The sequence below is a fragment of the Pseudomonas versuta genome (assembly GCF_001294575.1).
GTDB lineage: Bacteria > Pseudomonadota > Gammaproteobacteria > Pseudomonadales > Pseudomonadaceae > Aquipseudomonas > Aquipseudomonas versuta.
This window is the reverse complement of the sequence record NZ_CP012676.1, coordinates 4,356,985-4,383,239: the sequence shown is the minus strand read 5'-3', so window position 1 is coordinate 4,383,239 and position 26,255 is coordinate 4,356,985. Positions and strand designations below refer to the sequence as shown.

The window sequence follows — 26,255 nt, the reverse complement described above, 5'->3', positions numbered from 1 at the left end:
TTTTATTCGCCTTTGACAGGGGCTCAAACCATTCGTGGAATTTACCCGCGCTGCTGATTAAAGATTGATCTGGCACAAGTTTCTCTACGCCATGCAACCCACAGCTATCGTTAGTGTCAACATGACCTAGCGGCGGTTCCTGCAGAGGTCTAGTATGAGCCGCACTCACTTCAGCCAGGAGGTAAACCATGTCGGCCAACAAGAAGCCTGTTAATACGCCGTTGCACCTGCTCCAACAGCTCTCAGGCAGTCTGCTTGAGCATTTGGAAAACGCTTGTTCTCAAGCGTTGGCTGATGCTGAGAAACTGCTCGCCAAGCTTGAAAAACAGCGCGGAAAAGCTCAGGAAAAGCTGCATAAATCGCGTGAAAAACTGCAGGACGCTGCGAACGCAGGCAAGTCCAAGGCACAGTCCAAAGCTAAAACTGCGGTCAAAGAACTTGAGAAGCTGCTCGATACGCTCAAGGATCGTCAAACCGAAACCCGCACCTACATCCTGCAACTCAAGCGCGATGCGCAGGAAAGCCTGAAGCTGGCCCAAGGTATTGGTCGGGTCAAGGAAGCTGTTGGTAAGGCGTTGTCGACTCGCGATGCCAAGCCCTCATCAGCGACCAAAAAGCCGGCAGTAAAAGCTCCTGCAAAAACATCTGCCAAGGCACCGGCCAAAGCAGCCGCCAAGCCTGCAGCCAAAGCGCCTGCGCAAAAGCCGGCAGCGGCCCGGACGGTGAAACCTGCGGCCAAACCTGTTGCAGCCAAAGCCGCTGCGGCCAAGCCCGCGACCGCCAGGACTGCTGCTGCGAAACCTGCCGCCAAGCCTGCAGCGACCAAAGCAGTTGCGGCTAAAGCGCCAGCCAAGCCGATGGCAAAAGCCCCGATCAAGGTTGCTGCCAAGCCAGCTGCAAAAACCGCTGCAGCCAAGCCGGCGGCCAAACCCGGCGCCAAGCCTGCCGTAGCCGCCAAAGCACCGGCCAAGCCTGCAGCCAAAGCGCCCGCCCGCCCGGCCGTTAAAAAGCCTGTGGCCGCCAAGCCGGCAGCCGCACCTGTCAAACCGGCTACAGCGCCAGCTACTGCTTCCGCAGCCCCTGCGTCTACGCAGGCTCCGGTATCAGCAGCAACCCCGGCTACAACCCCCTCCAGCGCTTCCTAAGCGCGGTTGATTGCGGCGCGCAGCGTTTGCAGCGCGTCGCAATCAGGATGGCCGACACTGTTCGCCATCTTTCTCAGCCAATCGCAGTCGTCCTGCGATTGAGCTGACGACCATCCTAGAGTCGCCGACTCCAGGCGCCGCAACACCGTACCCTCTGCTTCAAGTTCCAAAGCCTTGACCCGTATGCGTAACGCGGCCAGTGCCTCATCGTCTGCGGCTGCTTCCCGCCAGCGGATCCGCAATTGGCGTAATGGCTGCACCACCTCGCGTTGCCAGGGTCCGGCGCAGGCCTTTAATTGCTCCAGGCGTGTTTCGCTGCACGCTACGGTGCGCTCTTGCAGCCAGGCCGCACAGAGCAGCAGGCACACATCCAGGCCCTGGTCTTGCAGGCTTAAGCACGCGTGCTCCACCCCTGGCCGGGCATAGAGGTTCAAACAGTAATTCCACAGGTCATTCTGCATAGTGCAATTCGCGCCAGTTGAGAGGGAAGCTGGTAGACTCCGCCGCCATTATGATCCGACTTCAGAACCTGACTTTACAGCGTGGCCCGCAACGTCTGCTAGAAGACGCCGAGCTGACCCTGCACGCCGGCCACAAAGCCGGTCTGGTCGGCGCCAACGGCGCCGGTAAATCCACTTTGTTCGCCTTGTTGCTGGGTGAGTTGACGCCTGATTCCGGGGATTGTCTGCTGCCGGCCGACTGGCGGATTGCCCACATGCGGCAAGAAATCGACACCCTCGACCGCATCGCGATCGACTACGTGCTCGATGGCGACTTGCGCCTGCGCCAGGTGCAAACCGATCTGGCCAAGGCCGAAGCCGATGAGGATGGTGCCGCTCAGGCGCGCCTGCATGCCGAGCTGGACAGCGCCGATGGCTACACTGCCGATGCCCGCGCCCGCAAAATGCTTGCCGGGCTGGGCTTCACCAACGAACAGATGGATCGTCCGGTAGCCGATTTCTCTGGCGGCTGGCGGATGCGTCTGAACCTGGCGCAGGCTTTGATGTGCCCGTCCGACTTGCTGCTGCTCGATGAGCCGACCAACCACCTGGACCTCGATGCCATCCTGTGGCTAGAAGACTTCCTCAAGAATTATCCGGGTACCTTGCTGCTGATCTCCCACGACCGGGACTTCCTCGATGCAGTGGTCGACAACATCGCCCACGTCGATCAGCGCAAAATCACCCTTTATCGCGGTGGTTACAGCGCCTTCGAACGCGCCCGTGCCGAGCGTCTGGCCCAGCAACAACAGGCCTACGAGAAGCAGCAGGCGCAACGCGCGCACATGGAAAGCTACATTGCCCGCTTCAAGGCCCAGGCTACCAAGGCACGTCAGGCCCAGAGCCGGATCAAAGCCCTGGAGCGCATGGAAGAACTGAGCGCGGCCCATGTCGATTCGCCGTTCGATTTCGTATTCCGCGAGGCGGTCAAGTTGTCCAGCCCGCTGCTCGACTTGTCCGATGCGCGTTTGGGCTATGGCGACAAAACCATCCTTGAGAAGGTCAAGCTGCAACTGGTCCCGGGTGCCCGTATAGGCTTGCTCGGCCCCAACGGTGCCGGCAAGTCGACACTGATCAAAAACCTTGCAGGCGAACTGGAGCCGCTGTCGGGCCGTCTTGCCCGTGGCGAAAACTTGGTCGTTGGCTATTTTGCCCAGCATCAGCTCGACTCGCTGGACTCTAAAGCCAGCCCGTTGCTGCACATGCAGCGTCTGGCACCGGCCGAACGCGAGCAAACCCTGCGCGACTTTCTGGGCGGTTTTGACTTCCGTGGTGCGCGCATCGACGAGCCAGTGCTGAATTTTTCCGGCGGCGAAAAAGCTCGCCTGGCACTCGCCCTGATCGCCTGGGGCCGGCCGAACTTGCTGCTGCTCGACGAGCCCACCAACCACCTTGACCTCGAAATGCGTCTGGCGCTGACCATGGCCCTGCAAGAGTTCAGCGGTGCGGTACTGGTGGTGTCTCACGATCGGCATTTGCTCAAAAGCACCACGGATGAGTTCCTGCTGGTGGCCGATGGCAAGGTGCAGGAATTCGACGGCGACCTCGAAGACTACGCCCGCTGGCTGGCCGATTACCGCTTGCGCAACGCACCGGCCAGTAACACGCCGGTCAACCCTGACAAGACCGATAAAAAGGCTCAGCGTCAGGCCGCGGCTGCGCTGCGTCAGCAGTTGGCACCGCACAAGCGCGAAGCTGACAAGCTGGAAAGCGAACTGGGCAAGGTCAACGAGAAGCTCGCCAAAATCGAAGCCGGTCTGGCCGACAGCGGTGTCTACGAAGCCGCCCGCAAGGACGAATTGCGTGAACTGCTGGCCGAGCAGGCCAGGCTTAAAGTGCTTGAAGGGCAACTGGAAGAGCGCTGGATGGAAGCCCTGGAGCTGCTGGAAACCTTGCAGGCCGAACTGGAAGCGCTGTCCTGATGGAAGCCCTGCATTTACCGGTGCCCGCCGAGCTGATTGCACCGCTGTGGGTTGCGGTGCAGATTTTGCTGATCCTGCTGGCCGGTTACTTTTCGCAGCGCGTCGTGGCCCGTTTCCTGACCCGCTTGAGCGAGCGTTATCCGTTCCCGCCGCAGCTGCTGATGCCGCTGCGGGGCGGTTTGCGCTGGTTCATCATGGGCAGTGCGCTGATCTTCGTGCTCGAGCGCCTCGGCGTTTCGGCCACAGTGTTGTGGACTGCGCTCTCGGGGTTTGTCGCGGTTGCCGCAATTGCCTTCTTCGCCATGTGGAGCGTGCTGTCCAACCTGCTGTGTGCGGTGTTGATTTTTACCGTGGGGCCGTTTCGGATTGGCGACGTGGTGGAGCTGCTCGATACCCTGGACAAGCCCGGGGTCAAAGGCCGGGTCGTAGCCATCAATCTGCTCTACACCACCCTGATCGAGCCTGCAGAGGCCGGCAGTGGCAGCAGCATGGTGCAAGTGCCCAACAGCCTGTTCTTCCAGCGCTCGGTACGCCGCTGGCGCGAAGGCGATCTTTGACCCTGCCCGATGTGGGAGCTGGCTTGCCAGATAGCACCACGCATCAGCCCGGTCAGACCGTGTCGTGAGCATCGCCGGCAAGCCGGCTCCCACAGGTAGTGGCCAACTACAAAAAACAGTGGTCAATTTTCAGTCAGCGCATTAGCTTTAGGACTTGTTACAGCATTTGTCCGAGGTGTGCGATGTCGTTGGAAACGTGGTTGGCCTTTTTTGCTGCTTGCTGGGTCATCAGCCTGTCGCCCGGCGCGGGCGCGATTGCTTCGATGTCGTGCGGCCTGCAATACGGTTTCTGGCGCGGCTACTGGAACGCCATCGGCCTGCAACTGGGTCTGGCACTGCAAATTGCGATTATTGCCGCCGGTGTCGGTGCAGTGCTCGCCACCTCGTCCACTGCCTTCTATGCGATCAAATGGTTTGGTGTGGCGTATCTCGTCTACCTCGCGGTCAAACAATGGCGTGCACTGCCGGCAGACCTCAGCGATAACGCTGCCGTGCGGCCCATTGGCAAGCCGCTGGCGCTGGTCTTCAGAGGGTTTCTGGTCAATGTCAGCAACCCCAAGGCCTTGGTGTTCATGCTGGCGGTCCTGCCGCAGTTCGTCGACCCGAGTGCGCCACTGGTGAGCCAGTATCTAACCCTGGGTGTAACCATGATTTGTGTCGACCTTGTGGTCATGGCCGGTTACACCGGTCTGGCTTCAAAAGTCCTGCGCTTGCTGCGTACGCCCAAACAACAGCGGCGCATGAACCGCACTTTTGCCGGGTTGTTCGTCGGTGCGGCAGGTTTTCTGGCGACGTTGCACCGCGCCACCAGTTAAAGATCTTGAGTCGCGGTCAATGGAAGTGAACAATGTGTTACTTCTCATTTCCATCCGGATTTATCAATGACCGCCCGCTCGCGTTTTTTGGCCTGGCTGATGTTGCCAGTTCTTGCGTTGTGCAGCCTCGCTGTGTCTGCCAACTCCCCGGAAGGCGCCTCGCAGGCGCTCCACATGATCGACTACATCGGTGCGGACTATCCGCCTACGGTTGAAGATGGCAAGGTCATCGATGACACCGAGTATCGCGAGCAACTCGAGTTTCTGACGGTCCTCAAGGGGCTGATTGCGGACCTGGCGCAACGCCCCGAGCATGCGGAGCTGGTGCAGGGCGTCAACGACTTGCAGTCAGCGGTTGAACAGCGTGCCGATGGCGCGAGCGTGGCCCGTCAAGCGCGACAGCTGGGGGCCAGGCTGGCAGTGGCCTACGAGGTCAGTCAGGCCCCGGCCATTACGCCCGACCCGACCCGCGGTGCACCCTTGTTTGCCCAGCATTGCTCGGTGTGCCATGGCCCGACAGGGGCAGGCGATGGCCCTGCGGGCGTGGGCATGACGCCACCGCCAGCCAACCTGCGCGACGCCCAGCGCCTTGACCGTTTGAGCCTCTACGCGATCTACAACACCCTGGGCCTGGGCGTTGAAGGCACCGATATGCCGTCGTTTGCCGATCAGCTGGATGAACGTCAGCGTTGGGATCTGGCTACCTATGTTGCGGGTCTGAGCATCGATCCGGCTGCGGTCAAAGCGGACAAGACCTACAACCTGGCAGACCTTGCCCGCCAAACACCTAACGAGGTGCTGGCTGGCGAAGGCGCTGCAGCGACTGCTACTTTCCGGGCTCAACGCGCCCAGCCGCCGCAGGTCAAACGTGGTCCTTCGCAGTTGCTCGATTACACCGCGCAAACCCTTGATAAAAGTCTGGCGGCCTATCGTGCCGGTGATCGCGAACAGGCCTACGACTTGTCAGTGGCGGCTTATCTGGAAGGTTTTGAGCTGGTCGAAAGTTCGCTGGATAACGTCGACAGCAACGTGCGTAAAAGTACCGAAAAAGCCTTGATGGCTTATCGCCAATCGCTGCAGGACGGTTTGCCGACCGAACAGGTCGAGCAGCGTCTGGATGCGGCCAAAGCCTTGCTTAAACAATCCGCCGGGCTATTGGGCAGCGATGGTCTGAGCTGGTCCCTGAGCTTTATCTCGGGTTTGCTGATTCTGCTGCGCGAAGGCCTGGAAGCGATCCTGGTCCTGGCGGCAATTCTCGCCTTCCTGCGTAACACCGGCCAGCAATCGGCGGTGCGCAGCGTCAATGCGGGCTGGGCCCTGGCTCTGGTTGCAGGCCTTGCGACCTGGGCGTTGGCGGCCTATGTGATTGATGTCAGTGGCGCCCAGCGCGAACTGCTGGAAGGCTGTACCGCCTTGTTTGCCAGCGTCATGGTGCTATGGCTGGGCGTATGGATGCACGACCGCCGCCACGCGGCTGCGTGGCAGGACTACATCAAGAGCAGCCTGGTCGGTGGCGGCGGGCGTTTCGGCTTTGCGATCCTGGCGTTTTTCTCGGTGTACCGCGAGTTGTTCGAAGTGATCCTGTTCTACGAGACCCTGTGGCTACAAGCGGGTCCGGCAGGTCACAACGCTGTATTGGCAGGCGGTGCTACGGCGCTGGTGCTATTGATGGGGTTGGCGTGGATTATCCTGCGCGGCTCGGCCAAATTGCCGCTGGCTCTGTTCTTCGGTATCAACGCCGCATTGTTGTGCGCGCTGTCGGTGGTGTTCGCCGGACACGGTGTTAAAGCGCTGCAAGAAGCAGGGATTTTTGGCACGCGGCCAGTGGCATTCTTCGAGTTTGACTGGCTGGGCATTCATGCCGATGCTTACTCGCTGGGCGCCCAGGCGGTGGCCATACTGGCGATTATTGTGCTCTACGGCCGCAGCAAGCCGGGTGGAAAGCGCCCTGTGCACGCCGCTTGATTGCACCCTCATATCCTGTAGGAGCAACCCTGCTCGCGAGCTTTCAACAGCTCGCGAGCAAGCTCGCTGCTACAGGTCATTCGATACAGGAGTTTCTCCATGCGTGTCTGGATCGACGCAGATGCTTGCCCCAAGGCCGCGAAGGATCAAGTGATCAAGTTCGCTCTCAAACGTCAGTTTGAGGTGGTACTGGTGGCGGGGCAGAGTCAGGTCAAGCCGACGTACGCGTTGGTCAAACTGATTGTGGTGCCCAGCGGCCCGGATGCGGCGGATGACTATCTGGTGGAGCACGCGGTGCCCGGCGAGTTGGTCATTTGCAGCGATGTGCCCTTGGCCGACCGGCTGGTGAAGAAGGGTGTGGCAGCGCTTGACCCGCGAGGCAAGGAGTTTGATCCGCAGAACATGGGCGAGCGTCTGGCAGTGCGTAATTTGTTTACAGATCTGCGTGAGCAAGGCCAGATGGGCGGCGGGCAGGGCGCTTATGGCGAACGCGAAAAACAGGCGTTCGCCAATTCCCTGGATCGGATCCTGACCCGTCTGGCGCGGGGCTGATCAGGCTTCGTGAGTCAGTTCCAGCACCCGGTCGACCATTTTGTTGATCCCTGAAGCCGCTTCGCTGATGGACCTGGCGAGCATGTAGGCCGGAGTGCTGACCAGTTTGCGGGCTTTGTCCTCAACAATGTCCGTCACTTCACATTCTTTGTGGGTCGCGCCCATTTTGCTCACGGCGCCCGCCGTTTCGGCGTCGTTGCCGATGGTGCAGGTAACGCCGGGGCCGTAGATCTTGGCGGCGACGGCCGGCGAGATGCACATCAGGCCCACTGGCTTGCAGGCTTGCGCAAACGCTTCGGCCAGGGCCAGCACGTCAGGTTGCACGGTGCATTCAGCGCCCTTGATGGCAAAGTCGGACAGGTTTTTTGCCGCGCCAAACCCGCCCGGTACGATCAGCGCGTCAAAGTCATCGACATTGGCTTCACGAATATCCTTGATCTCGCCCCGCGCGATACGCGCCGACTCAACCAGCACGTTGCGCGACTCGGGCATCTCTTCGCCGGTCAGATGGTTGATCACATGATGCTGGGCGATGTTGGGGGCGAAACACTGCACTTTGGCACCGCGCTGGTCGAGGCGCAGCAGGGTGATGACGCTTTCGTGGATCTCGGCACCGTCGTAGACGCCGCAGCCAGACAGAATCACGGCAACTTTTTTGTGGGTCATGTTGGGTCTCCTTGTTCGTGGCGTTAATGTCGCCTGATTTGGCGTTTGACGCCATAGGGGGTTGGTCTGACAGCGCCTACGCTTGGTTGATCTTCGGGTGAGGTGTGCAATGAAGCTGATTCTGTACGCAGTGCCGTTCTTCTTTGTGCTGATCGCGGTCGAGTTGTTGGTCGACCGCTGGCGCGCAATGCCTACCTATCGGCTTGCAGATACGATCAACAGCCTGAGCACCGGGGTGCTGTCGACCACCACCGGGCTGCTGACCAAGGGTGTAGGGCTGGTCACTTACGGCGTTGCCTTGAACTATCTGGCAGTTTTCGAGCTGCCTGAGAACAGCGTGTGGGTCTGGATGTTTGCCTTTGTGTTTTACGACTTTTGTTACTACTGGCATCACCGTCTGGGGCATGAACGCAACGTGTTGTGGGCCGCGCATTCTGTGCATCACCAGAGCGAGGACTACAACTTGTCCACAGCCCTGCGTCAAACCAGCACCGGCTTTTTGTTTGGCTGGATCTTCTACCTGCCCATGGCCGTGCTGGGGGTGCCGCTGCTGGTATTTGTCACAGTGGCGACCCTTAATCTGCTCTATCAGTTCTGGGTCCACACCCGTCACATCCCCAAGCTTGGCTGGTTCGAGTGGTTCTTTGTATCGCCGTCCAATCACCGGGCCCACCATGCGCAAAATGCTCTCTACATGGATCGCAATTACGGAGGAGTGTTCATTTTTTGGGATCGCCTGTTTGGTACCTTTCAGGAAGAAGACAATGCCGAACCTGTGATTTTCGGGGTGACGACACCGCTGGCGAGCTGGAATCCGCTGTGGGCCAACTGGCAGTTCTATGGCCAGTTGCTGGCGGATGCGCGGCATACCGAACACTGGCGGGACAAGTTGCGTATCTGGTTTATGCCCACGGGCTGGCGACCTGAGGATGTCGCAGCGAAGTACCCGCTGCACAAGCCGGACTTGAGCCAATTCGAGAAATTTGAAGTGGCATTGCCGTTTCGCCAGCAGTTGTATATCGCGCTGCAATTTGTCGCCTATGTGGCGCTCGGCAGCTACTTGCTAAATCTGGGCGAGACGTTGCCACCCCAGGCGTTGATTGTGGGCTGGGGCTATATGGGGCTGGGTTTGTTTGTATTGGGAGCCGGGCTGGAGAACCGCCCTTGGGCGTTAAAGCTTGAGTGGCTGCGCCTGGTGTTGAACCTGCCGCTGGGGTGGCTCGCCCCATGGGTGGGGCTGTGGCCGGCCAGCGCATTGGGCTGGGCCGGCCTGTTCAGTTACAGCGTGTTGAGCGTGATCGGTCTCTACCTGTGCAGAGGCCGGTTTACTCAGCTGGCGGGTTGTTAGCCTCACCTGCGGCCCGGTTTTTCTCTTCGAGAGCGGCCTGCCTGGTCAGTCGGGCATTCTTGAAGCGCCGGCGTGCCCACAGGCCCAGTCCCAGCACCAGCAAAGCGCCCAACACCCACAGCTCATACTTCTTGACGCTGCCCAGCAGGCCTTCAAGTACCGCACCAAAGTGGTAGGCGGCGGTCGCCAGTGCGATGGCCCAAATGGCCGCGCCAATGCCGTTGAGCAGCAAGTAGCGGCCCGGCGGGTAGCCCGACAGACCAATGGCCACAGGCATGACGGTACGCAGGCCGTAGACGAAGCGGAAACTCAAGACCCAGATATCCGGGTGCTTGCGAATGTGCTCCAGTGCCTTGTCGCCCATGAGCTGCCAGCGCGGTTTTCGCGCCAGCAATTTGCGGCCGTGCTTGCGCCCCAGGAAGTACCACAGCTGGTCGCCGGCATAACTGCCGAGGAACGCCACGATCATTACCAGTTTGAGGTCCATGTATCCGCGGAACGCCAAGAAGCCTGCGAGGACCAGAATGGTCTCACCTTCAAAGAACGTCCCCAGGAACAGGGCGAAGTAACCGAATTCTTGAAGAAATTGTTGGAGCATTGTCTGGATGCTGGCGAAATGAACGCGCAGCCTACGCCTTAAGGGACATTCAGGAAAGTATCGAAATGTGTCTTGGCGTTAACAAATCCTACAAAGCACGAGTATTTGACTTACGTCATTGGTGTTGTCATCTAGTGTTCATGGAGTGGGGTTATAACCATCGCGCGTAGCTGTTTTGAGTGCTCAACCTGCGGGAGCCGGGTTGCCGGCGATTTTGCAACACCGGGCTTGAGCCATCACTGGCAAGCCAGCTCCCGCCAGATTGCCCCCGTGCTTCAGAACAATTTCGACAAATTGCCCTCTAATCAGCTCCGGCCTGCATAAAGCGCCTTTGAGCGGTTTAAACCCACTGGCGTTGGTGGCATTCTGGCAGCTCGATTACACGCGCCGCTTAACTGTTACGAGAGTCAAACCCGCTCTTACAGGAACACTCAATGAATACCGAAGGACAGACAGAACTCGTTGCTACTGAGGCCGAGCCGGTTGTTGAACAGGCCGTTGAAACCCCGCCCGTGCCGCAAGGCCATGCAGTTGTAGCGCATGAGGCGCCTGCGGCGGCGCACCCAACGATTGCCATTCCGGGTCTGGATGACAGCAGTCTGTATATCCACCGCGAGCTGTCGCAGTTGCAGTTCAATATTCGCGTGCTGGAACAGGCGCTGGATGAGTCCTATCCGTTGTTGGAGCGATTGAAGTTCCTGCTGATTTTCTCCAGCAACCTGGATGAGTTCTTTGAGATTCGTGTCGCGGGTTTGAAGAAGCAAATTACTTTCGCCCGTGAGCAGGCGGGTGCCGACGGTCTGCAGCCGCATCAGGCGCTGGCGCGGATCAGCGAGTTGGTCCACGGTCACGTTGACCGCCAGTACGCGATCCTCAACGATATTCTGTTGCCCGAGCTGGAAAAGCATCAGGTGCGCTTCATTCGTCGGCGCCAATGGAACACCAAGATCAAAGCGTGGGTCCGCAAGTTTTTCCGCGACGAAATTGCGCCCATCATCACCCCGATCGGCCTTGATCCGACGCATCCGTTCCCGTTGCTGGTCAACAAGAGCCTGAACTTTATCGTCGAGCTCGAAGGCATCGACGCCTTCGGCCGTGATTCTGGCCTGGCGATTATCCCGGCTCCGCGCCTGCTGCCTCGGGTGATCAAGTTGCCTGAAGAGGTTGGCGGTACAGGGGACAACTACGTGTTCCTGTCCTCGATGATTCATGCCCACGCCGATGATCTGTTTCAGGGTATGAAGGTCAAGGGCTGCTACCAGTTCCGCCTGACCCGCAACGCTGATCTGTCTGTCGACACTGAAGATGTAGAAGACCTGGCCCGCGCCCTGCGTGGCGAGCTGTTCTCGCGTCGCTATGGTGATGCGGTGCGTCTGGAAGTGGCCGACACCTGCCCTAAACATCTGTCCGATTACCTGCTCAAGCAGTTCAACCTGCATGAAACCGAGCTGTACACGGTCAATGGCCCGGTCAACCTCACACGGCTGTTCAGCATCACCGGGCTGGACAGCCATCCCGAGCTGCAATACACGCCATTCACGCCGGCGATCCCGAAGTTGTTGCAGAACAGCGAGAACATTTTCAGCGTCGTCAGCAAGCAGGATATTTTGCTGCTGCACCCGTTTGAGTCGTTTACCCCGGTGGTTGACTTGTTGCGTCAGGCGGCCAAAGACCCGCATGTGCTGGCGGTGCGCCAGACCCTGTATCGCAGCGGCGCCAACTCCGAAATCGTTGATGCGCTGGTAGATGCGGCGCGTAACGGTAAAGAGGTGACGGCGGTTGTAGAGCTGCGTGCGCGTTTTGACGAAGAGTCCAACCTGCAACTGGCCAGCCGTCTGCAAGCAGCCGGTGCCGTGGTGATTTATGGCGTGGTCGGCTTCAAGACCCACGCCAAAATGATGCTGATTCTACGTCGTGAGGCGGGCGAGATCGTGCGCTACGCGCACTTGGGCACCGGTAACTACCATGCGGGCAACGCCAAGCTTTACACCGACTACAGTTTGCTGACATCCGATGATGCCCTGTGCGAAGACGTCGGCAAGTTGTTCAGCCAGTTGATCGGCATGGGCAAGACCCTGCGCATGAAAAAGCTGCTGCATGCGCCGTTTACCCTGAAAAAAGGCATGCTCGACATGATTGCCCGCGAGACCCAGTTCGCGTCCGAGGGCAAGCCTGCGCATATCATCGCCAAGTTCAACTCGTTGACCGACCCGAAAATCATTCGGGCGCTGTACAAGGCCAGCCAGGCCGGCGTCCGGATCGATTTGGTAATACGCGGGATGTGTTGCCTGAGACCGGGCATTCCGGGTGTATCGCACAACATTCATGTGCGCTCGATCATCGGTCGCTTCCTGGAGCACACTCGGGTTTTCTACTTCCTTAATGGCGGCGAAGAACAGATGTTCCTGTCCAGTGCTGACTGGATGGAGCGCAACCTGGATAAACGCGTCGAGACGTGCTTCCCGGTGGAGGGTAAAAAGCTGATTCTACGGGTCAAGAAAGAGCTGGAATGCTATCTGACTGACAACACCCACAGCTGGAGCCTGCAATCGGACGGTCGTTATATTCGTAACACGCCAACCGGTAATCAAAACCCGCGCAGTGCTCAAGCGACACTGCTGGAGCGTCTGAGCCTGCCGGTATTGACGGTGAGCAGCGGGCCGTCGGTGTAATCCACACACACCCTGCAGGAGCCAGCTTGACTGGCGATGATATCAACGCGGTGCTTCAGAATTACCGCGGTGCAGTCATCGCCAGGCAAGCTGGCTCCTACGGGAGTTGCTGTTTGATCAGGACACTGTCAAAACAATCCCGACCCGGGTCAGCCACTGGGCTTCTTGCTCGAAGTCGGCCTGGGTCAACGGGTTTTTCTCCAGCCAGCCTGCGGGGAAGATCACCTCAAGGTGGTCGCCCTCGGCGCGTAGCTTCACCTGCGACGCTTCCTGATTACCGCGGATGTGATAGAACAAAATCGCAAAGCGCAGCAACACGCACAGGCGAATCAGCTTGATGCCGTCCGCGCCAAATTCGGCGAATTTGTCTTTAGGAATATTACGGCGATGACCGCGCACCAGCAGCGCGAGCATTTGCTGGTCTTCGCGCGAGAAACCGGCAAGGTCGGAGTGCTCGATCAGATAGGCGCCGTGTTTGTGGTAGTGGTAGTGGGCGATGTCCAGCCCGACTTCATGCACCTTGGCGGCCCAGCTCAACAGTTCACGCCAGATTCCGTTCTTGAGTTCCCATGCCTTGGCGACTTGATCGAAAGCCAGCAATGCTTTGCGCTCAACCCGTGCCGCCTGCTCGCGGTCCACGTGATAGCGATCCATCAGCGAGCTGAGGGTGCGCTCACGCACGTCTTCATGGTGATGACGGCCCAGCAGGTCATACAGCACACCTTCGCGTAGTGCACCGTCGCAATGGTCCATGCGCTGCAACTCCAGGGAGTCGAAGATGGCTTCCAGAATCGCCAGGCCCGCCGGAAAAATCGTACGACGGTCAGGCTTGATACCCTCAAAGTCGATTTTGTCCGCCTCACCCAGTTTGAACAGTTTGCGCTTGAGCCAGGCCAGTCCTTCGGCATTGACTTCACCGTTGCCGTGTCCGCCGGCCTTGAGCGCCAGGCCTATGGCGCGAATGGTGCCGGAAGAGCCAATGGCTTCATCCCAGCTCAGGCGGTGCAGCGCGTGCTCAATGCTCATGATTTCGAGGCGCGCAGCGGTGTAGGCCTGGGCGTAACGGGCCGGGGTGATTTTGCCGTCGCGGAAATAGCGCTGGGTGTAGCTCACGCAGCCCATTTGCAGGCTTTCGCGCAGCAACGGTTCAAAGCGCTGGCCGATGATGAACTCGGTACTGCCGCCGCCGATGTCAGCGACCAGGCGTTTGCCCGGAGTGTCAGCAAGGGTGTGCGATACCCCCAGATAGATGAGGCGCGCCTCTTCACGTCCAGAAATGACCTCAACGGTGTGGCCCAGAATCTCTTCTGCACGCACGATAAATTCGTTGCGGTTGCGGGCTTCACGCAGCGCGTTAGTGCCCACGATCCTCACGGCGCCCAATGGCATGCCGTTGATCAGTTGTGCAAATCGCTTCAGGCAATCAAGCCCGCGCTGCATGGATTCTTCGTTGAGTTTGCGTTCTTCGTCGATGCCGGCAGCTAACTGAACCTTTTCACCAAGCCGCTCCAGGATACGGATTTCGCCGTTCTGGGCCTTGGCCACCACCATGTGAAAGCTGTTAGAACCCAGATCAATAGCGGCGATCAGGGATGGATTCTTGCTTTGGGATTGGGGCATGGTTGAAGGATCTCGGTCGATAACGTCGTCATCGTGCCACGATCAAACGCTCGCGCCAACGCGTAGTGTCAGATGCATTGATGTGGCGCACGTAAGCAATGACGTTAGCTGCTCTCGGACAATTCGTATTTTGTTGTGCGATTCCTCTTTGTAGGAGTGCGCTTGCTCGCGGTCTGTGAATCGCTTTGAACGGCTCGCGAGCAAGCTCGCTCCTACAGAGGGTTCGTGCCGATAAAATTTGCCAGTTCCGGGGTTTGCGGGTTGGCGAACAGCGTCTTTGGATCGCCCACCTCGTGGACTTTGCCCTGATGCATAAACACAAGCTTGTCCCCGACTTCCCGGGCGAAGCGCATTTCATGGGTCACCATAATCAGGGTCATGCCTTCGCGGGCCAGCTGGCGCACCACGCTGAGCACTTCGTTAACCAGCTCAGGGTCGAGCGCCGAGGTGATCTCGTCACACAGCAGCACCTTGGGTGACATGGCCAGCGCTCTGGCAATCGCTACCCGCTGTTGCTGCCCACCCGACAAACGCTCGGGAAAGGTATCGAACTTGTCCCCCAGACCAACTCGCTCAAGCATCTCGCGCGCCAGCACCGCGGCTTTGGCCCTGGGTATTTTTTGCACCACTTGTGGGGCCAGCATGACGTTTTCACCAACACTCAGGTGCGGGAACAGATTGAACTGCTGGAATACCATGCCGACCTTCTGGCGCAGGCTGCGCAAGTCGGCGCGGGCGGCGTCCAGGTATTCGTCATCGACCTCAATCACCCCGTCATTGATGGACTCCAGACCGTTAAGGGTTCTTAGCAGGGTGCTTTTACCCGACCCGCTGCGGCCGATAATCGCCACAACCTGGCCTTGTTCGACAGTCAGGTCGATGCCTTTGAGCACGTGATGGTCGCCGTAATATTTATGCAGGGCGGTAACTCTAAGCAGAGGCATGCAGTCTCCTTTCCAGATAGCGCGCACTGAGCGACAAGGGGTAGCACAAGAGGAAGTAACCGAGCGCCACCAGGCCGTAGACCATGAAGGGCTCGAAAGTGGCGTTGGCCAGCATGCTGCCGGTCTTGGTCAGCTCGGTGAAACCGATGATGGAGGTCACGGCGGTGCCTTTGATGACCTGTACCGAAAAGCCCACGGTAGGGGCGATGGCAACCCGCATGGCCTGCGGCAAGATCACGTAGCGCAACTGCTCCAGCGGGCTTAGTGCCAGGCTGGCCGAGGCTTCCCACTGACCGTGGGCAATCGACTCGACGCAGCCTCGCCAGATTTCGGCCAGATAGGCGCTGGTGAACAGTGTCAGGGCCAGCGCAGCGGCCATCCACGGTGAAATATCGATGCCCAGCAAAGCGACGCCGAAGAAAATCAGGAACAGCTGCATCAACAAGGGCGTGCCTTGAAACAGCTCTATATAGCCGCGCGCCAGAATGCGGGCGAAGCGACTTCTGGAGATGCGCATCAGCAGCACCAGCAAGCCGATCAGGCCGCCGCCAAGAAACGCTACAAGTGACAGTGCCGCCGTCCACTGCAAACCCGTCAGCAGGTTGCGCACGATGTCCCAGAAAGTGAAGTCCATCAGCGGCTCCTGGTCAGGTAGCGCCGGCCCACCCAGTTGAGCAACTGGCGGATCAGCAAAGCCATGCACAGATAAATCAGGGTCGTCAGGGCATACGTTTCAAAGGCCCGGAAGTTACGGGACTGAATGAAGTTGGCGAAGAAGCTGAGTTCTTCAGTGGCAATTTGCGAACACACTGCCGAACCGAGCATCACGATGATGATTTGGCTGCTCAGCGCTGGCCAGACCTTGGCCAGCGCCGGTTGCAGGACCACATGGCGAAATGCTTCAAACCGGCTCATCGCCAGTGCCGATGCTGCTTCCAGCTGGCCCTTGGGGATGGCCTGAATCCCTGCGCGAATGATCTCGGTGGAATAGGCACCCAGGTTGATCACCATCGCCAGCACAGAGGCCTGCCATTCGCTGATGTGCAGGCCAAGACCCGGCAGGCCGAAGAAGATAAAGAACAGCTGCACCAAAAACGGTGTGTTGCGGATCAACTCGACATACAGCCCGAATAGCGCTGCGAAGGGGCGGATGTTCCATGCCCTCACCACCGCACCAATAATGCCCAGGCTGACGCCAAACAGCGTACCGATGGCGGTCAGCTCAAGGGTGAAAAGGGCGCCGCGCAACAGCAGGTCGCCGTTTTGCAGCACCGGTAAAAAATCGAACTGATAAGCCATGGCTGATCTCGGCGCAAAACAATCAGAGGTCGGCTGGCAGCGGCTCTTTAAGCCACAGCAGTGCGTTTTTCTCCAGGCTGCCGTCGGCTTTGGCCGCGGCAAGAATCTGATTCACTTTATCCAGCAACTCGGGCTGCCCTTTGTTGACGCCCACGTAGACCGGCGAGTCCTTGAGTTTGAGCTTCATGGCCGGAATTCGTTTGGGGTTGCGCTCGCTGATGGTGACCATCACCACGTTGCCGCTGGCAATCAGGTCAACCTGGCCCGCCAGATAGGCGGCGATGGTCGAGTTGTTGTCTTCGAAACGTTTGATGGTGACACCGGCCGGGGCCACGTTAGTCAGCTCAATGTCTTCGATCGCGCCGCGGGTAACACAGACGGTTTTGCCTTTAAGGTCGTCCAGGGTTTTGATTTCAGCGTCCGGCGGGCCAAAAACGCCCAGGTAGAAGGGCGCATAGGCGTTGGAGAAGTCGATGACTTTCTCGCGGTCCGGATTTTTGCCGAGGCTGGAAATCACCAGGTCGACTTTACCGGTGGTCAAATAAGGGACGCGGTTGGTGCTGTTGACGGGCGTCAGCTCAAGTTTGACCTGAAGCTGGTCGGCCAGCAGTCTGGCGGTGTCGATATCCAGCCCGCGGGGCTTCATGTCAGGGCCGACCGAGCCGAAAGGCGGGAAGTCCTGGGGCACCGCCACTTTGAGTGTGCCGCGGGCCTTTACGTCATCCAGGTCATTGGCATGGGCCGGCATCTGGCTCAGCATCAGGCTGGCGAACAGGGCGCAGATCAGGGCGCTGTAGCGCTGGGTCATGGCAAGTCTCCGAAAACAGGTGAGGTAAAACGCTGCGATAAATCTGAGGAAGCCGGTTTGCCAGGCTTGCACAGGGTGTGCAGTGTTCATTGGCTGATTTGACAGAGCACAGGCCATGCCAACCGCTATTTCGCAGGTTTGGCGCGCGATCACGCGCGTTTGACGACCCTGATAGGTGCGTCGGACGTGAGTTATGTGCACCGCAATAGGGCATGCTACGTCGACGGGGCCGGGTGAAAGGTCTGAGCGATACCCTTGTTCATGCAGCTCTATAGTAAGAGTCAATCAAGGGTCAGCTTCCTGAACGCGATGATGACGGCTATGATGTGCTACGTTTTTGCTTACAACCACGGAGACTTCCATGAGCAGCGATCTTATTAAACACGTCACCGACGCTAGCTTTGAGGCCGATGTTCTCAAGGCTGAAGGCGCTGTACTGGTCGACTACTGGGCTGAATGGTGTGGCCCTTGCAAAATGATCGCGCCAGTTCTGGACGAGATCGCCGAAACTTACAAAGGCAAGTTGACTATTGCCAAACTGAACATCGATGAGAATCAGGAAACCCCGGCCAAGCACGGCGTACGTGGTATTCCAACGCTGATGTTGTTCAAAAACGGCAACGTCGAAGCCACCAAGGTTGGTGCACTGTCGAAGTCGCAGCTGGCAGCATTCCTCGACGCCAACATTTAAGCGTCGATAAAAGCCCCGCAAAATGCGGGGCTTTTTCATGGCTCAGGGACTAGACGCTATGAAACTCAAGTGGTACATTCGGCCCCGCACTGGTTTCTCCACTGCCCCCTGCAAGCCGTCGCCGACGCACTCCTTATCGAATTAGTACGCGATCCTGTCGCCTTCTCTGCGGCGCGGCCTCATTAAGCCAAAAGCTTAATTTCCCCCTCCATAAATGATTACGTCATTCCTATATGAACCTGACTGAACTCAAGCAAAAGCCGATTACCGAACTGCTCGAATTGGCCGAACAGATGGGCATAGAAAATATGGCCCGTTCGCGCAAGCAGGACGTGATTTTCTCCCTGCTCAAAAAGCACGCGAAAAGCGGCGAGGAAATCTCCGGTGATGGCGTGCTGGAGATTCTCCAGGACGGCTTCGGCTTCCTCCGTTCCGCTGACGCTTCCTACCTGGCCGGCCCAGACGATATTTATGTCTCGCCAAGCCAGATTCGACGCTTCAACTTGCGCACTGGCGACACCATCGTCGGTAAAATCCGTCCGCCAAAAGAAGGCGAGCGGTACTTCGCACTGCTGAAAGTCGACACGATCAACTACGATCGTCCAGAGAACGCGAAAAACAAGATTCTCTTCGAGAACCTGACTCCGCTGTTCCCGACTGTACGCATGAAGATGGAAATCGGTAACGGTTCCACCGAAGATCTGACCGGTCGTGTTATCGACCTGTGCGCCCCGATCGGTAAAGGTCAGCGCGGCCTGATCGTTGCTCCGCCAAAAGCGGGCAAGACCATCATGTTGCAGAACATCGCGTCCAACATCTCGCGTAACAACCCAGAAGTGCACTTGATCGTTCTGTTGATCGACGAGCGTCCGGAAGAAGTTACCGAAATGCAGCGTACCGTTCGTGGCGAAGTGGTTGCTTCCACTTTCGACGAGCCACCAACCCGCCACGTGCAGGTTGCTGAAATGGTGATCGAGAAGGCCAAGCGCCTGGTCGAGCACAAAAAAGACGTGGTGATCCTGCTTGACTCCATTACCCGTCTGGCTCGTGCCTACAACACCGTGATTCCAAGCTCCGGCAAGGTATTGACCGGTGGTGTCGATGCTCACGCCCTTGAGAAGCCAAAGCGTTTCTTCGGTGCTGCGCGAAACATCGAAGAAGGCGGCTCGCTGACCATCATCGCTACCGCACTGGTTGAAACCGGCTCGAAGATGGATGAAGTGATCTACGAGGAGTTCAAGGGTACCGGTAACATGGAACTACCCCTGGACCGCAAGATTGCTGAAAAACGCGTCTTCCCTGCGATCAACATCAACCGTTCCGGCACTCGCCGCGAAGAGTTGCTGACCGCCGATGACGAGTTGCAACGCATGTGGATCCTGCGCAAGCTGTTGCACCCGATGGACGAAGTTGCAGCCATCGAGTTCCTGATCGACAAACTGAAGCAGACCAAGACCAACGATGAATTCTTCTTGTCGATGAAACGTAAATAATACGTTTTAGGGTCTTAAAAAATGGCGTCCTCCGGGGCGTCATTTTTTTTGATTTAAAAAGGAAGGTTTCGGGTTGGTACCGGTCAATGAAAATAATAATTTTCGGATTTAAACGTTGATGAGCTCTCTTGTATATCGCCGGGACATTGATGGCTTGCGTGCCGTCGCGGTCATTGCTGTGGTTTTGTTTCACTTCGGGGTACCGGGCCTGACCGGCGGGTTCGTCGGTGTTGACGTATTTTTTGTAATCTCCGGGTATCTGATCACATCGATCATTTGGCACCAGCGCGAGGCCGGACGCTTCAGTTTCGTCGAGTTCTGGGCGCGGCGTGCGCGACGTATCCTGCCCGCTCTGTTCGTTCTGATTGTCGCCGTTCTCGCGGTGGGCTGGTTCCTGATGGCGCCCAAGGATTACGAAGCGCTGGGCCATTCAGTCCGATACCAGGTGATGTTCGCCTCCAACCTGCTGTTTATGCGACAGGACGGCTATTTCGATGTGGCCAGCGATTTAAAACCGCTGCTTCACACCTGGTCGCTGGCGGTTGAAGAACAGTTTTATATTGTTTTTCCGCTGGTTCTGACCCTGTTGGCCAGTCGCTTCAAGCATTGGCGCCTGGCTTTGTTTAGCGTGTTGCTGATCTCGTTCGGATTAAGCGTGTGGGCTGTAGCGCAACACCCTGAAAAGGCCTTTTTCCTGTTGCCTATGCGGGCCTGGGAGCTGCTGGCTGGCGCAATGCTGGCGGTCGCACCGGTCAGTAAGACGCGCCTTACATCATCCGCCGCGCAATGCATAAGTCTGCTCGGTCTGGGCCTGATTCTGATCGCGGTTTTCGCTTACGACAAAAGCACCCCTTTCCCTGGCATAGCTGCACTGTTACCGGTACTGGGTGTTGTTGCCCTGATTTGGGCCAATGAGCATCACACCACTTGGGTGGGGCATATTTTGAGCTCACGCTTGATGGTGGGGCTCGGTTTGATCTCGTACTCCTGGTACCTGTGGCATTGGCCGGTCTTTGTTTTTGCCAGCTATGCCAGCGTGGAAGAGTTCGGTCCCGGCCTCACCGGTGCATTGATTGCGCTGACACTCGTCCTGGGCTATTTGTCGTGGCGCTACATCGAAACACCGTTCCGTGAGCGTCGATTGCTGGCGGGGCGTCGTCAGATCCTGGTCGCCGCGGGGCTGGGCATCCTGGTCCTGGGGTTGGCCGGCCAAGCGCTGCGCTGGACCGATGGTTTGCCGTCGAGGTTGCCTGAACATGCATTGCAGTACGCCAATGCCAGCCATTGGCGTCCTGAGTTGATGGCCTGTATCACTGACGACAAAGGCCCCGCTGACAAGCCTTTTTGTCGTTACGGCAAAACTGCTTCCGCTGTCGAGCCCGCGCAGTTGCTGGTCTGGGGTGACAGTCATGGCACGGCATTAATCCCGGCGCTGGAGGCAAACGCCCGGGAGCACGGGGTTAATGTGATGCTGGCCAGTTCTGCGGGGTGTTTACCCCTTGAGGGGCTGGAACACGGCGAGCGTTGTGCCGCTTACAACCGCCGTGTGGAACAGGCCCTGCAGAAGGAACCGGTGACGGATGTGATGCTTGTGGCCCGCTGGAGTCTGTATCTGTATGGCGATGCCAAGGGTGATCACGGCCATGCGCTGAAGGATGCCGACGGCCGCTATGACCCTGCAGTCGCCGAACAGAAGCTGGCTGACGGGGTGCGGGCACGGGTAGAGCAGCTGCGCAAGGCCGGGTATCGAGTCTGGCTCATGAAAGAGGCGCCGTTGCAGCCGTTCAACCCGCCTTACCGGCTAAGCCGCCTGGCCATGCTGCACAAGCCGACCGCCGACGTTGGTTTTCCCTTGGCCGAACACCTTAAGCAAAAAGCATTCATTAACCGTTTGTTCGCGCAAATTGCAGCAACGGATGCAGGTATTACGGTACTGGATCCGACCCCGGCGCTTTGCGACGCCTCAGGTCTGTGTCGTGCACAGCGCGATGGTCATTCGTTGTACACCGACGACAATCATCTGTCAGAGGCGGGGGCCCGGTTAATGCTGCCAGTGTTGGCGCCGGTGTTCGAAGAGGCGTCGGCTCAAGCGTTGACCGGCGTGAGTGAGGTGAATACCGCCCGCTGAGCAGCGATAAGCTGCCAGCTCACGTCTTAGCAGGTAGGATGTACGCCTATTTTGAGGGTGCCAACGTCAATGAAATTCAAGGATCTTCGGGATTTCGTGCAGCAGTTAGAGCAGCGCGGAGAGTTGAAACGCATCCAGATTCCCGTGTCTCCTGTGCTGGAGATGACAGAAATCTGCGACCGCACGCTGCGAGCCAAGGGCCCGGCGCTGCTATTCGAAAACCCGACAGGACATACGATCCCGGTACTCGGCAACCTGTTTGGCACGCCTGAGCGTGTGGCCATGGGCATGGGGGCCGAGTCGGTCAGCGAATTGCGTGAAATTGGCAAATTGCTGGCTTTCCTCAAAGAGCCTGAGCCGCCCAAAGGTCTTAAAGACGCATGGTCCAAGCTCCCCATCTTCCGCAAGATCATTGCCATGGCCCCCAAAGTCGTCAAAGACGCGGTGTGTCAGGAAGTGGTCATTGAAGGTGAAGATGTCGATCTTGCCATGCTACCGGTTCAGCACTGCTGGCCGGGCGACGTGGCGCCGCTGATTACTTGGGGCCTGACCGTGACCAAAGGTCCGAACAAGGACCGTCAAAACCTGGGTATTTATCGCCAGCAGGTCATTGGCCGCAATAAAGTCATCATGCGCTGGCTCAGCCATCGTGGCGGTGCGCTTGATTATCGCGACTGGTGCGAGAAACACCCGGGTCAGCCGTTCCCGGTATCGGTGGCCCTGGGTGCAGACCCGGCGACCATCCTCGGTGCCGTAACTCCGGTGCCTGATAGCCTGTCCGAGTACGCGTTCGCAGGTTTGCTGCGCGGCAATCGCACCGAACTGGTGAAGTGCCGTGGCAATGACCTGCAAGTGCCGGCCACTGCTGAAATCATCCTTGAAGGGGTGATCCACCCTGGCGAGATGGCGCCCGAAGGTCCCTACGGCGACCACACCGGTTATTACAACGAAGTGGACAGCTTTCCGGTGTTCACTGTTGAACGCATCACCCATCGGATCAAACCGATCTACCACAGCACTTACACGGGCCGGCCACCGGATGAGCCGGCGATTCTGGGGGTGGCACTGAACGAAGTGTTCGTGCCGATTCTGCAAAAGCAGTTCCCGGAGATCACCGATTTCTATCTGCCGCCTGAAGGTTGCTCGTACCGCATGGCCATTGTGACCATGAAGAAACAGTACCCGGGTCATGCCAAGCGGGTAATGCTCGGTGTGTGGTCGTTTTTGCGCCAGTTCATGTACACCAAGTTCGTTATCGTGACTGACGACGATATCAATGCCCGCGACTGGAATGACGTGATCTGGGCCATTACGACCCGCATGGACCCCAAGCGTGACACGGTAATGATCGAAAACACGCCCATCGATTACCTCGATTTCGCCTCGCCGGTTTCCGGTCTTGGTTCGAAAATGGGGCTGGATGCAACCAATAAATGGCCGGGTGAAACGACCCGCGAGTGGGGTCGGGTCATCGTCAAGGACGAGGCGGTCACACGCCGGGTCGATGACATCTGGAATCAATTAGGAATAGATTGATGCGTGTAACCTTGCAGCCTTCAGGCGCGGTGCTGGAAACTTTGCCTGGTGAACGGATTCTGAATGCGGCGCAACGCCTGGGCTATGACTGCCCGCAAAGTTGCCGCAATGGTAATTGCCATGTGTGTGCGGCCTTGCTGGTTGAGGGCCAGGTGGAGCAGGCGGGAGAAGTGCGCGATCACGGCGAATTTTATACCTGCCTGGCATCGCCGCTTGAAGACTGTGTGGTGTTGTGGGACGGGGTGCTAGCGTTGGGAGAGTTACCGGTGCGTAGCCTGGCATGTCAGTTGATTGATTGTGTGGATATGGGCGGCGATGTCTGGCGCGTACGTTTGCGTGCGCCTGCGGGCAAACCGCCGCGTTATCACGCAGGACAATACGTGATGCTGGAACGTGAAAATGGCGAGAAATCGGCTTTTTCACTGGCCAGTGCGCCGCACTCGGGGCGTGACCTTGAGCTGCACGTGCTGGTGCGCGAAGACAGCGCCCGCAGCCTGATCGAGCAGTTGCAGCGCAACAAGATGGTCCGCCTTGAGCTGCCGTTTGGCGACACGCACCTGTGCGAGTTGCCAAACGGCCCGCTGGTCCTGATCGCGGCCGGTACCGGCATGGCGCAAATGCACAGCCTGATCGAGCACTGTCGTGAGAAGGGTTTCAAACACCCTGTGCACTTGTATTGGGGGGTGCGTCGCCCTGAAGACTTCTACAACCTGGAGGAGTGGGACGCCTGGCAGAAGATCCCCAACCTGTTCCTGCACAAGGTCGTGAGTGACCTGTGTGGTTGGGAGGGCCGCTGTGGTCTGTTGCATGAAGCCGTGTGTGAAGACATCAGCGATCTGAAGGCGGTGCATGTCTATGCCAGCGGTTCCCCGGCGATGATCTATGGAACCCTCGATGCACTGGTCAATGCCGGGATGGACCCACACCAGATGCGCGCCGATGTTTTCGCCTACGCTCCACGGCCATGAATGACCCCAAATCCCTGTAGGAGCGAGCTTGAACTGGCCTAATAATTCCGGACACCTCTTAAGGGCGATATGATTTCGCCAACTTGGAGGTTCCATGAACGATAGAAAGGTCTATACCCGCGAGTTCAAGCTGCATGCTGCCAGCATGGTACTCGACGATAACTGTCCGGTGCCGGACGTTTGTGCATCACTGGATATTGGACCCACCGCTTTACGGCGCTGGGTTGATCAGGTTCGCAAGGAGCGCGAGGGTCAACCGGTTAAAGGCACCAAGGCCATCACCGAAGATCAGCGCCAGATCCAGGAACTGAAAGCCAAGATCAAGCGCATGGAGATGGAGGCCGAGATCCTAAAAAAGGCTACCGCTCTCTTGATGTCGGATCCCGATCGTTTTCGATGATCGCAGAGCTAAGAGAGTCATTTCCGACGGCTGTGGTATGTCGTGTTTTTGGTGTGAAGCGCAGCAGCTTTTATGAGTGGATTCAACGGCGAGCCAAGCCGCGGATCAGGCGTGAAGAACTCAAATCGAAAGTGGTTGAGTTGCACAGCCAAAGCCGCGAAGCCATGGGCTCCAGAATGATCAGCAAGGGCCTGAAGTCTCAGAAAATAACTGCTGGAAGAAGCCTTGTCCGAGCGCTGATGAGGGAGGCCAATATTGTCAGCAAACAGCGTCAGCCTCACCCTTTCAGATCCAAAGGGGTGGAAGCATTTGTCGCGCCCAATCGGCTAAAACGCAATTTCAAACCGACTGCAATCGATCAGGTTTGGTGTGGCGACGTGACCAGTCTGATGGTAGGCAAACGCTGGATTCATTTGGCCATCGTGATCGATTTGTATGCTCGCAGGGTCATTGGTTGGGCTTTTTCTCTGGTCAATGACGCCAACCTGGTCAGCAAAGCGCTACGCATGGCGACAGCAGTACGAACGTGTCTGCCTGGGCTGATGTTTCACTCAGACCAGGGATGTCAGTACACCAGCCGCAAGTTTCAAGAGGAACTGGTGCTCCACGGCATTTTGCAAAGCATGAGTCATCGTGGACAGTGCTGGGACAATGCTCCAACAGAGCGTTTTTTCGGCACACTGAAATCAGAGTGGGTACCTCGCAACGGCTACAGCCTAATCGAGGAGGCAAAAACGGACATGGTGCGTTTCTTCATGTACTACAACCGCACCAGGCTCCACAGCTACAACAACTACCTGTCGCCAATAGCTATGGAGCAAAAAGCGGCATAAGCACCGTAAACGGTGTCCGGGATTGCTTGACCAGTTCAGCTTGCTCGCGAGCCGTTGAAGAGCTCGCGAGCAAGCTCGCTCCTATAGGTTTGTATGCCTTAGATCCGCAGTCCGGCGGTGATCATGGCGGCATTGAAACCGAGCAATACCAACTCGGCTGCCACGGGTCCGTAATAAGCCCCGACCGAAGGGATAATCACCGGGGCAACGCCAAAGCGATTGAGCGGGATCTTGTCTTGATATTGCCCGTGATAGCCTTCCAGCAAGCCACCGGTCAGCTTCAAATAGACCGGATAGTTTTCACTGTCAAAGCGTTTGCCGGCATAGGCGTAATAAGAGCGCTGGCTAAATGAATTACGAAAAGTTGCTCCGCCCGCAAGCCAACCGGATGCATCGTTATATTCAAGGCCAATCAAATCCTGATTGTTATTGTGATCAGGGTCTGGCGAGAAATGTTTCGTGAAGACACTGGTTTGCACGTACCAAAAGTCTTTGTCTTTTTGTTGAGTGTCATCCTGGGCCAGCGCAAAGCTGGTGTAAGCCAACATAAACAGGCAACAGATTCCTGATTTCTTCATGTTATGGCCTCTGTCGTTATGTTTGGGCGCAACACTATAGAGATATGGCGTGCGAGTTACCTGAACCTGCGCCTTACACATGTGCAATTAGTGCGGCCGGTCTCTGCAGGTTGCCATAGGTCTGGACCTGCAAGTCATTTCCTTTTTAGTGCTATACCATTCAGGTCGTTACTTTCGTTTACATCATGTAATGCGAGCAGGACCCAAAAGCCTTAGT

The 26,255-nt window shown here is 57.8% G+C and carries 24 protein-coding genes; 15 read left to right on the top strand and 9 right to left on the bottom strand.

The window, feature by feature from the left end:
* Positions 1 to 188 precede the first annotated feature (188 nt).
* Positions 189 to 1,145 carry an AlgP family protein gene (locus tag AOC04_RS19595; protein WP_060696247.1) on the top strand — a complete coding sequence of 319 codons (957 nt, stop codon included), beginning with the start codon at positions 189 to 191 and terminating at the stop codon, positions 1,143 to 1,145.
* Here the strand turns inward: AOC04_RS19595 and AOC04_RS19590 are convergent.
* Positions 1,142 to 1,606, bottom strand: coding sequence for a TIGR02444 family protein (locus AOC04_RS19590; RefSeq protein ID WP_060696246.1), 465 nt, complete (start codon positions 1,604 to 1,606; stop codon positions 1,142 to 1,144). The genes AOC04_RS19595 and AOC04_RS19590 overlap by 4 nt on opposite strands.
* Before the next feature lie 50 nt (positions 1,607 to 1,656).
* Between AOC04_RS19590 and AOC04_RS19585 the strand changes: the two genes are divergently transcribed.
* The 5 genes from AOC04_RS19585 to AOC04_RS19565 all read left to right on the top strand — a co-directional run bounded on the left by AOC04_RS19585 (position 1,657) and on the right by AOC04_RS19565 (position 7,456).
* Positions 1,657 to 3,567, top strand: coding sequence for an ATP-binding cassette domain-containing protein (locus AOC04_RS19585; RefSeq protein ID WP_060696245.1), 1,911 nt, complete (start codon positions 1,657 to 1,659; stop codon positions 3,565 to 3,567).
* A complete protein-coding gene (locus AOC04_RS19580; protein ID WP_060696244.1) occupies positions 3,567 to 4,124 on the top strand; it encodes a mechanosensitive ion channel family protein in 558 nt (185 codons plus the stop codon). Before AOC04_RS19585 ends, AOC04_RS19580 begins: the two co-directional genes overlap by 1 nt.
* A 182-nt stretch (positions 4,125 to 4,306) precedes the next feature.
* Positions 4,307 to 4,939 carry a LysE family transporter gene (locus tag AOC04_RS19575; RefSeq protein ID WP_060696243.1) on the top strand — a complete coding sequence of 211 codons (633 nt, stop codon included), beginning with the start codon at positions 4,307 to 4,309 and terminating at the stop codon, positions 4,937 to 4,939.
* 66 nt (positions 4,940 to 5,005) lie between these two features.
* Positions 5,006 to 6,904, top strand: coding sequence for a cytochrome c/FTR1 family iron permease (locus tag AOC04_RS19570; RefSeq protein ID WP_060696242.1), 1,899 nt, complete (start codon positions 5,006 to 5,008; stop codon positions 6,902 to 6,904).
* 99 nt (positions 6,905 to 7,003) lie between these two features.
* A complete protein-coding gene (locus AOC04_RS19565; RefSeq protein WP_003438273.1) occupies positions 7,004 to 7,456 on the top strand; it encodes a YaiI/YqxD family protein in 453 nt (150 codons plus the stop codon).
* On the opposite strand, the gene elbB is transcribed toward AOC04_RS19565, so the two are convergent.
* On the bottom strand, positions 7,457 to 8,122 hold the full coding sequence (gene elbB / locus AOC04_RS19560) for an isoprenoid biosynthesis glyoxalase ElbB (RefSeq protein WP_060696241.1): 666 nt from the start codon (positions 8,120 to 8,122) through the stop codon (positions 7,457 to 7,459). It abuts the gene before it with no gap.
* A gap of 109 nt (positions 8,123 to 8,231) precedes the next feature.
* Between elbB and AOC04_RS19555 the strand changes: the two genes are divergently transcribed.
* The gene (locus AOC04_RS19555) at positions 8,232 to 9,470 is read left to right on the top strand and encodes a sterol desaturase family protein (RefSeq protein ID WP_060696240.1); all 1,239 of its coding nucleotides are present in this window, start codon (positions 8,232 to 8,234) and stop codon (positions 9,468 to 9,470) included.
* Here the strand turns inward: AOC04_RS19555 and AOC04_RS19550 are convergent.
* Entirely contained in the window at positions 9,448 to 10,068 is a 621-nt protein-coding gene (locus AOC04_RS19550; RefSeq protein WP_060696239.1) for a DedA family protein, read from the bottom strand. The two genes, AOC04_RS19555 and AOC04_RS19550, sit on opposite strands and share 23 nt — an antisense overlap.
* A 434-nt stretch (positions 10,069 to 10,502) precedes the next feature.
* Between AOC04_RS19550 and ppk1 the strand changes: the two genes are divergently transcribed.
* Positions 10,503 to 12,740, top strand: coding sequence for a polyphosphate kinase 1 (gene ppk1, locus AOC04_RS19545; RefSeq protein WP_060696238.1), 2,238 nt, complete (start codon positions 10,503 to 10,505; stop codon positions 12,738 to 12,740).
* Positions 12,741 to 12,857: 117 nt separating this feature from the next.
* Here ppk1 and ppx read toward each other — a convergent pair whose 3' ends face one another.
* The 5 genes from ppx to AOC04_RS19520 form a co-directional block, all read right to left on the bottom strand.
* Positions 12,858 to 14,360, bottom strand: coding sequence for an exopolyphosphatase (gene ppx, locus AOC04_RS19540; RefSeq protein ID WP_060696237.1), 1,503 nt, complete (start codon positions 14,358 to 14,360; stop codon positions 12,858 to 12,860).
* Between the two features lie 212 nt (positions 14,361 to 14,572).
* Complete coding sequence (locus AOC04_RS19535) at positions 14,573 to 15,304, bottom strand: amino acid ABC transporter ATP-binding protein (protein ID WP_060696236.1); 732 nt, start codon at positions 15,302 to 15,304, stop codon at positions 14,573 to 14,575.
* Positions 15,291 to 15,941 carry an amino acid ABC transporter permease gene (locus AOC04_RS19530; protein ID WP_171970614.1) on the bottom strand — a complete coding sequence of 217 codons (651 nt, stop codon included), beginning with the start codon at positions 15,939 to 15,941 and terminating at the stop codon, positions 15,291 to 15,293. The genes AOC04_RS19535 and AOC04_RS19530 overlap by 14 nt, the downstream gene beginning before the upstream one ends.
* The gene (locus AOC04_RS19525; protein ID WP_060696234.1) at positions 15,938 to 16,603 is read right to left on the bottom strand and encodes an amino acid ABC transporter permease; all 666 of its coding nucleotides are present in this window, start codon (positions 16,601 to 16,603) and stop codon (positions 15,938 to 15,940) included. The genes AOC04_RS19530 and AOC04_RS19525 overlap by 4 nt, the downstream gene beginning before the upstream one ends.
* A 22-nt stretch (positions 16,604 to 16,625) precedes the next feature.
* Positions 16,626 to 17,411 (bottom strand): transporter substrate-binding domain-containing protein, encoded by a 786-nt coding sequence (locus AOC04_RS19520; RefSeq protein ID WP_060696233.1) that lies wholly within the window; start codon positions 17,409 to 17,411, stop codon positions 16,626 to 16,628.
* 361 nt (positions 17,412 to 17,772) lie between these two features.
* Here AOC04_RS19520 and trxA point away from each other — a divergent pair, with 361 nt between their 5' ends.
* The 7 genes from trxA to AOC04_RS19485 all read left to right on the top strand — a co-directional run bounded on the left by trxA (position 17,773) and on the right by AOC04_RS19485 (position 25,460).
* Positions 17,773 to 18,102, top strand: a complete 330-nt coding sequence (trxA, locus tag AOC04_RS19515) for a thioredoxin TrxA (RefSeq protein ID WP_003438289.1) — start codon at positions 17,773 to 17,775, stop codon at positions 18,100 to 18,102.
* Positions 18,103 to 18,335: 233 nt separating this feature from the next.
* The gene (rho, locus tag AOC04_RS19510) at positions 18,336 to 19,595 is read left to right on the top strand and encodes a transcription termination factor Rho (protein ID WP_003438291.1); all 1,260 of its coding nucleotides are present in this window, start codon (positions 18,336 to 18,338) and stop codon (positions 19,593 to 19,595) included.
* Between the two features lie 118 nt (positions 19,596 to 19,713).
* Positions 19,714 to 21,723: an acyltransferase family protein gene (locus tag AOC04_RS19505; RefSeq protein WP_060696232.1), complete on the top strand. Its 2,010-nt coding sequence runs from the start codon at positions 19,714 to 19,716 to the stop codon at positions 21,721 to 21,723.
* Positions 21,724 to 21,792: 69 nt separating this feature from the next.
* Entirely contained in the window at positions 21,793 to 23,259 is a 1,467-nt protein-coding gene (ubiD, locus tag AOC04_RS19500; RefSeq protein WP_060696231.1) for a 4-hydroxy-3-polyprenylbenzoate decarboxylase, read from the top strand.
* Positions 23,259 to 24,227 (top strand): CDP-6-deoxy-delta-3,4-glucoseen reductase, encoded by a 969-nt coding sequence (locus AOC04_RS19495; protein ID WP_060696230.1) that lies wholly within the window; start codon positions 23,259 to 23,261, stop codon positions 24,225 to 24,227. Before ubiD ends, AOC04_RS19495 begins: the two co-directional genes overlap by 1 nt.
* A 94-nt stretch (positions 24,228 to 24,321) precedes the next feature.
* Positions 24,322 to 24,627 carry an IS3 family transposase gene (locus tag AOC04_RS24275; RefSeq protein ID WP_060691151.1) on the top strand — a complete coding sequence of 102 codons (306 nt, stop codon included), beginning with the start codon at positions 24,322 to 24,324 and terminating at the stop codon, positions 24,625 to 24,627.
* Positions 24,624 to 25,460: an IS3 family transposase gene (locus AOC04_RS19485; RefSeq protein ID WP_060691150.1), complete on the top strand. Its 837-nt coding sequence runs from the start codon at positions 24,624 to 24,626 to the stop codon at positions 25,458 to 25,460. Before AOC04_RS24275 ends, AOC04_RS19485 begins: the two co-directional genes overlap by 4 nt.
* Before the next feature lie 98 nt (positions 25,461 to 25,558).
* Here the strand turns inward: AOC04_RS19485 and AOC04_RS19480 are convergent, their stop codons facing one another.
* The gene (locus AOC04_RS19480; protein WP_060696229.1) at positions 25,559 to 26,008 is read right to left on the bottom strand and encodes a hypothetical protein; all 450 of its coding nucleotides are present in this window, start codon (positions 26,006 to 26,008) and stop codon (positions 25,559 to 25,561) included.
* Positions 26,009 to 26,255: the final 247 nt, after the last annotated feature.

Excerpts from the sequence above, each read along its gene's own strand:
- AOC04_RS19595 (WP_060696247.1), top strand. The coding sequence starts at position 189 with ATGTCGGCCAACAAGAAGCCTGTTAATACGCCGTTGCACCTGCTCCAA.
- AOC04_RS19590 (WP_060696246.1), bottom strand. The coding sequence starts at position 1,606 with ATGCAGAATGACCTGTGGAATTACTGTTTGAACCTCTATGCCCGGCCA.
- AOC04_RS19585 (WP_060696245.1), top strand. The coding sequence starts at position 1,657 with ATGATCCGACTTCAGAACCTGACTTTACAGCGTGGCCCGCAACGTCTG.
- AOC04_RS19580 (WP_060696244.1), top strand. The coding sequence starts at position 3,567 with ATGGAAGCCCTGCATTTACCGGTGCCCGCCGAGCTGATTGCACCGCTG.
- AOC04_RS19575 (WP_060696243.1), top strand. The coding sequence starts at position 4,307 with ATGTCGTTGGAAACGTGGTTGGCCTTTTTTGCTGCTTGCTGGGTCATC.
- AOC04_RS19570 (WP_060696242.1), top strand. The coding sequence starts at position 5,006 with ATGACCGCCCGCTCGCGTTTTTTGGCCTGGCTGATGTTGCCAGTTCTT.
- AOC04_RS19565 (WP_003438273.1), top strand. The coding sequence starts at position 7,004 with ATGCGTGTCTGGATCGACGCAGATGCTTGCCCCAAGGCCGCGAAGGAT.
- elbB (WP_060696241.1), bottom strand. The coding sequence starts at position 8,122 with ATGACCCACAAAAAAGTTGCCGTGATTCTGTCTGGCTGCGGCGTCTAC.
- AOC04_RS19555 (WP_060696240.1), top strand. The coding sequence starts at position 8,232 with ATGAAGCTGATTCTGTACGCAGTGCCGTTCTTCTTTGTGCTGATCGCG.
- AOC04_RS19550 (WP_060696239.1), bottom strand. The coding sequence starts at position 10,068 with ATGCTCCAACAATTTCTTCAAGAATTCGGTTACTTCGCCCTGTTCCTG.
- ppk1 (WP_060696238.1), top strand. The coding sequence starts at position 10,503 with ATGAATACCGAAGGACAGACAGAACTCGTTGCTACTGAGGCCGAGCCG.
- ppx (WP_060696237.1), bottom strand. The coding sequence starts at position 14,360 with ATGCCCCAATCCCAAAGCAAGAATCCATCCCTGATCGCCGCTATTGAT.
- AOC04_RS19535 (WP_060696236.1), bottom strand. The coding sequence starts at position 15,304 with ATGCCTCTGCTTAGAGTTACCGCCCTGCATAAATATTACGGCGACCAT.
- AOC04_RS19525 (WP_060696234.1), bottom strand. The coding sequence starts at position 16,603 with ATGGCTTATCAGTTCGATTTTTTACCGGTGCTGCAAAACGGCGACCTG.
- AOC04_RS19520 (WP_060696233.1), bottom strand. The coding sequence starts at position 17,411 with ATGACCCAGCGCTACAGCGCCCTGATCTGCGCCCTGTTCGCCAGCCTG.
- trxA (WP_003438289.1), top strand. The coding sequence starts at position 17,773 with ATGAGCAGCGATCTTATTAAACACGTCACCGACGCTAGCTTTGAGGCC.
- rho (WP_003438291.1), top strand. The coding sequence starts at position 18,336 with ATGAACCTGACTGAACTCAAGCAAAAGCCGATTACCGAACTGCTCGAA.
- AOC04_RS19505 (WP_060696232.1), top strand. The coding sequence starts at position 19,714 with ATGAGCTCTCTTGTATATCGCCGGGACATTGATGGCTTGCGTGCCGTC.
- ubiD (WP_060696231.1), top strand. The coding sequence starts at position 21,793 with ATGAAATTCAAGGATCTTCGGGATTTCGTGCAGCAGTTAGAGCAGCGC.
- AOC04_RS19495 (WP_060696230.1), top strand. The coding sequence starts at position 23,259 with ATGCGTGTAACCTTGCAGCCTTCAGGCGCGGTGCTGGAAACTTTGCCT.
- AOC04_RS24275 (WP_060691151.1), top strand. The coding sequence starts at position 24,322 with ATGAACGATAGAAAGGTCTATACCCGCGAGTTCAAGCTGCATGCTGCC.
- AOC04_RS19485 (WP_060691150.1), top strand. The coding sequence starts at position 24,624 with ATGATCGCAGAGCTAAGAGAGTCATTTCCGACGGCTGTGGTATGTCGT.
- AOC04_RS19480 (WP_060696229.1), bottom strand. The coding sequence starts at position 26,008 with ATGTTGGCTTACACCAGCTTTGCGCTGGCCCAGGATGACACTCAACAA.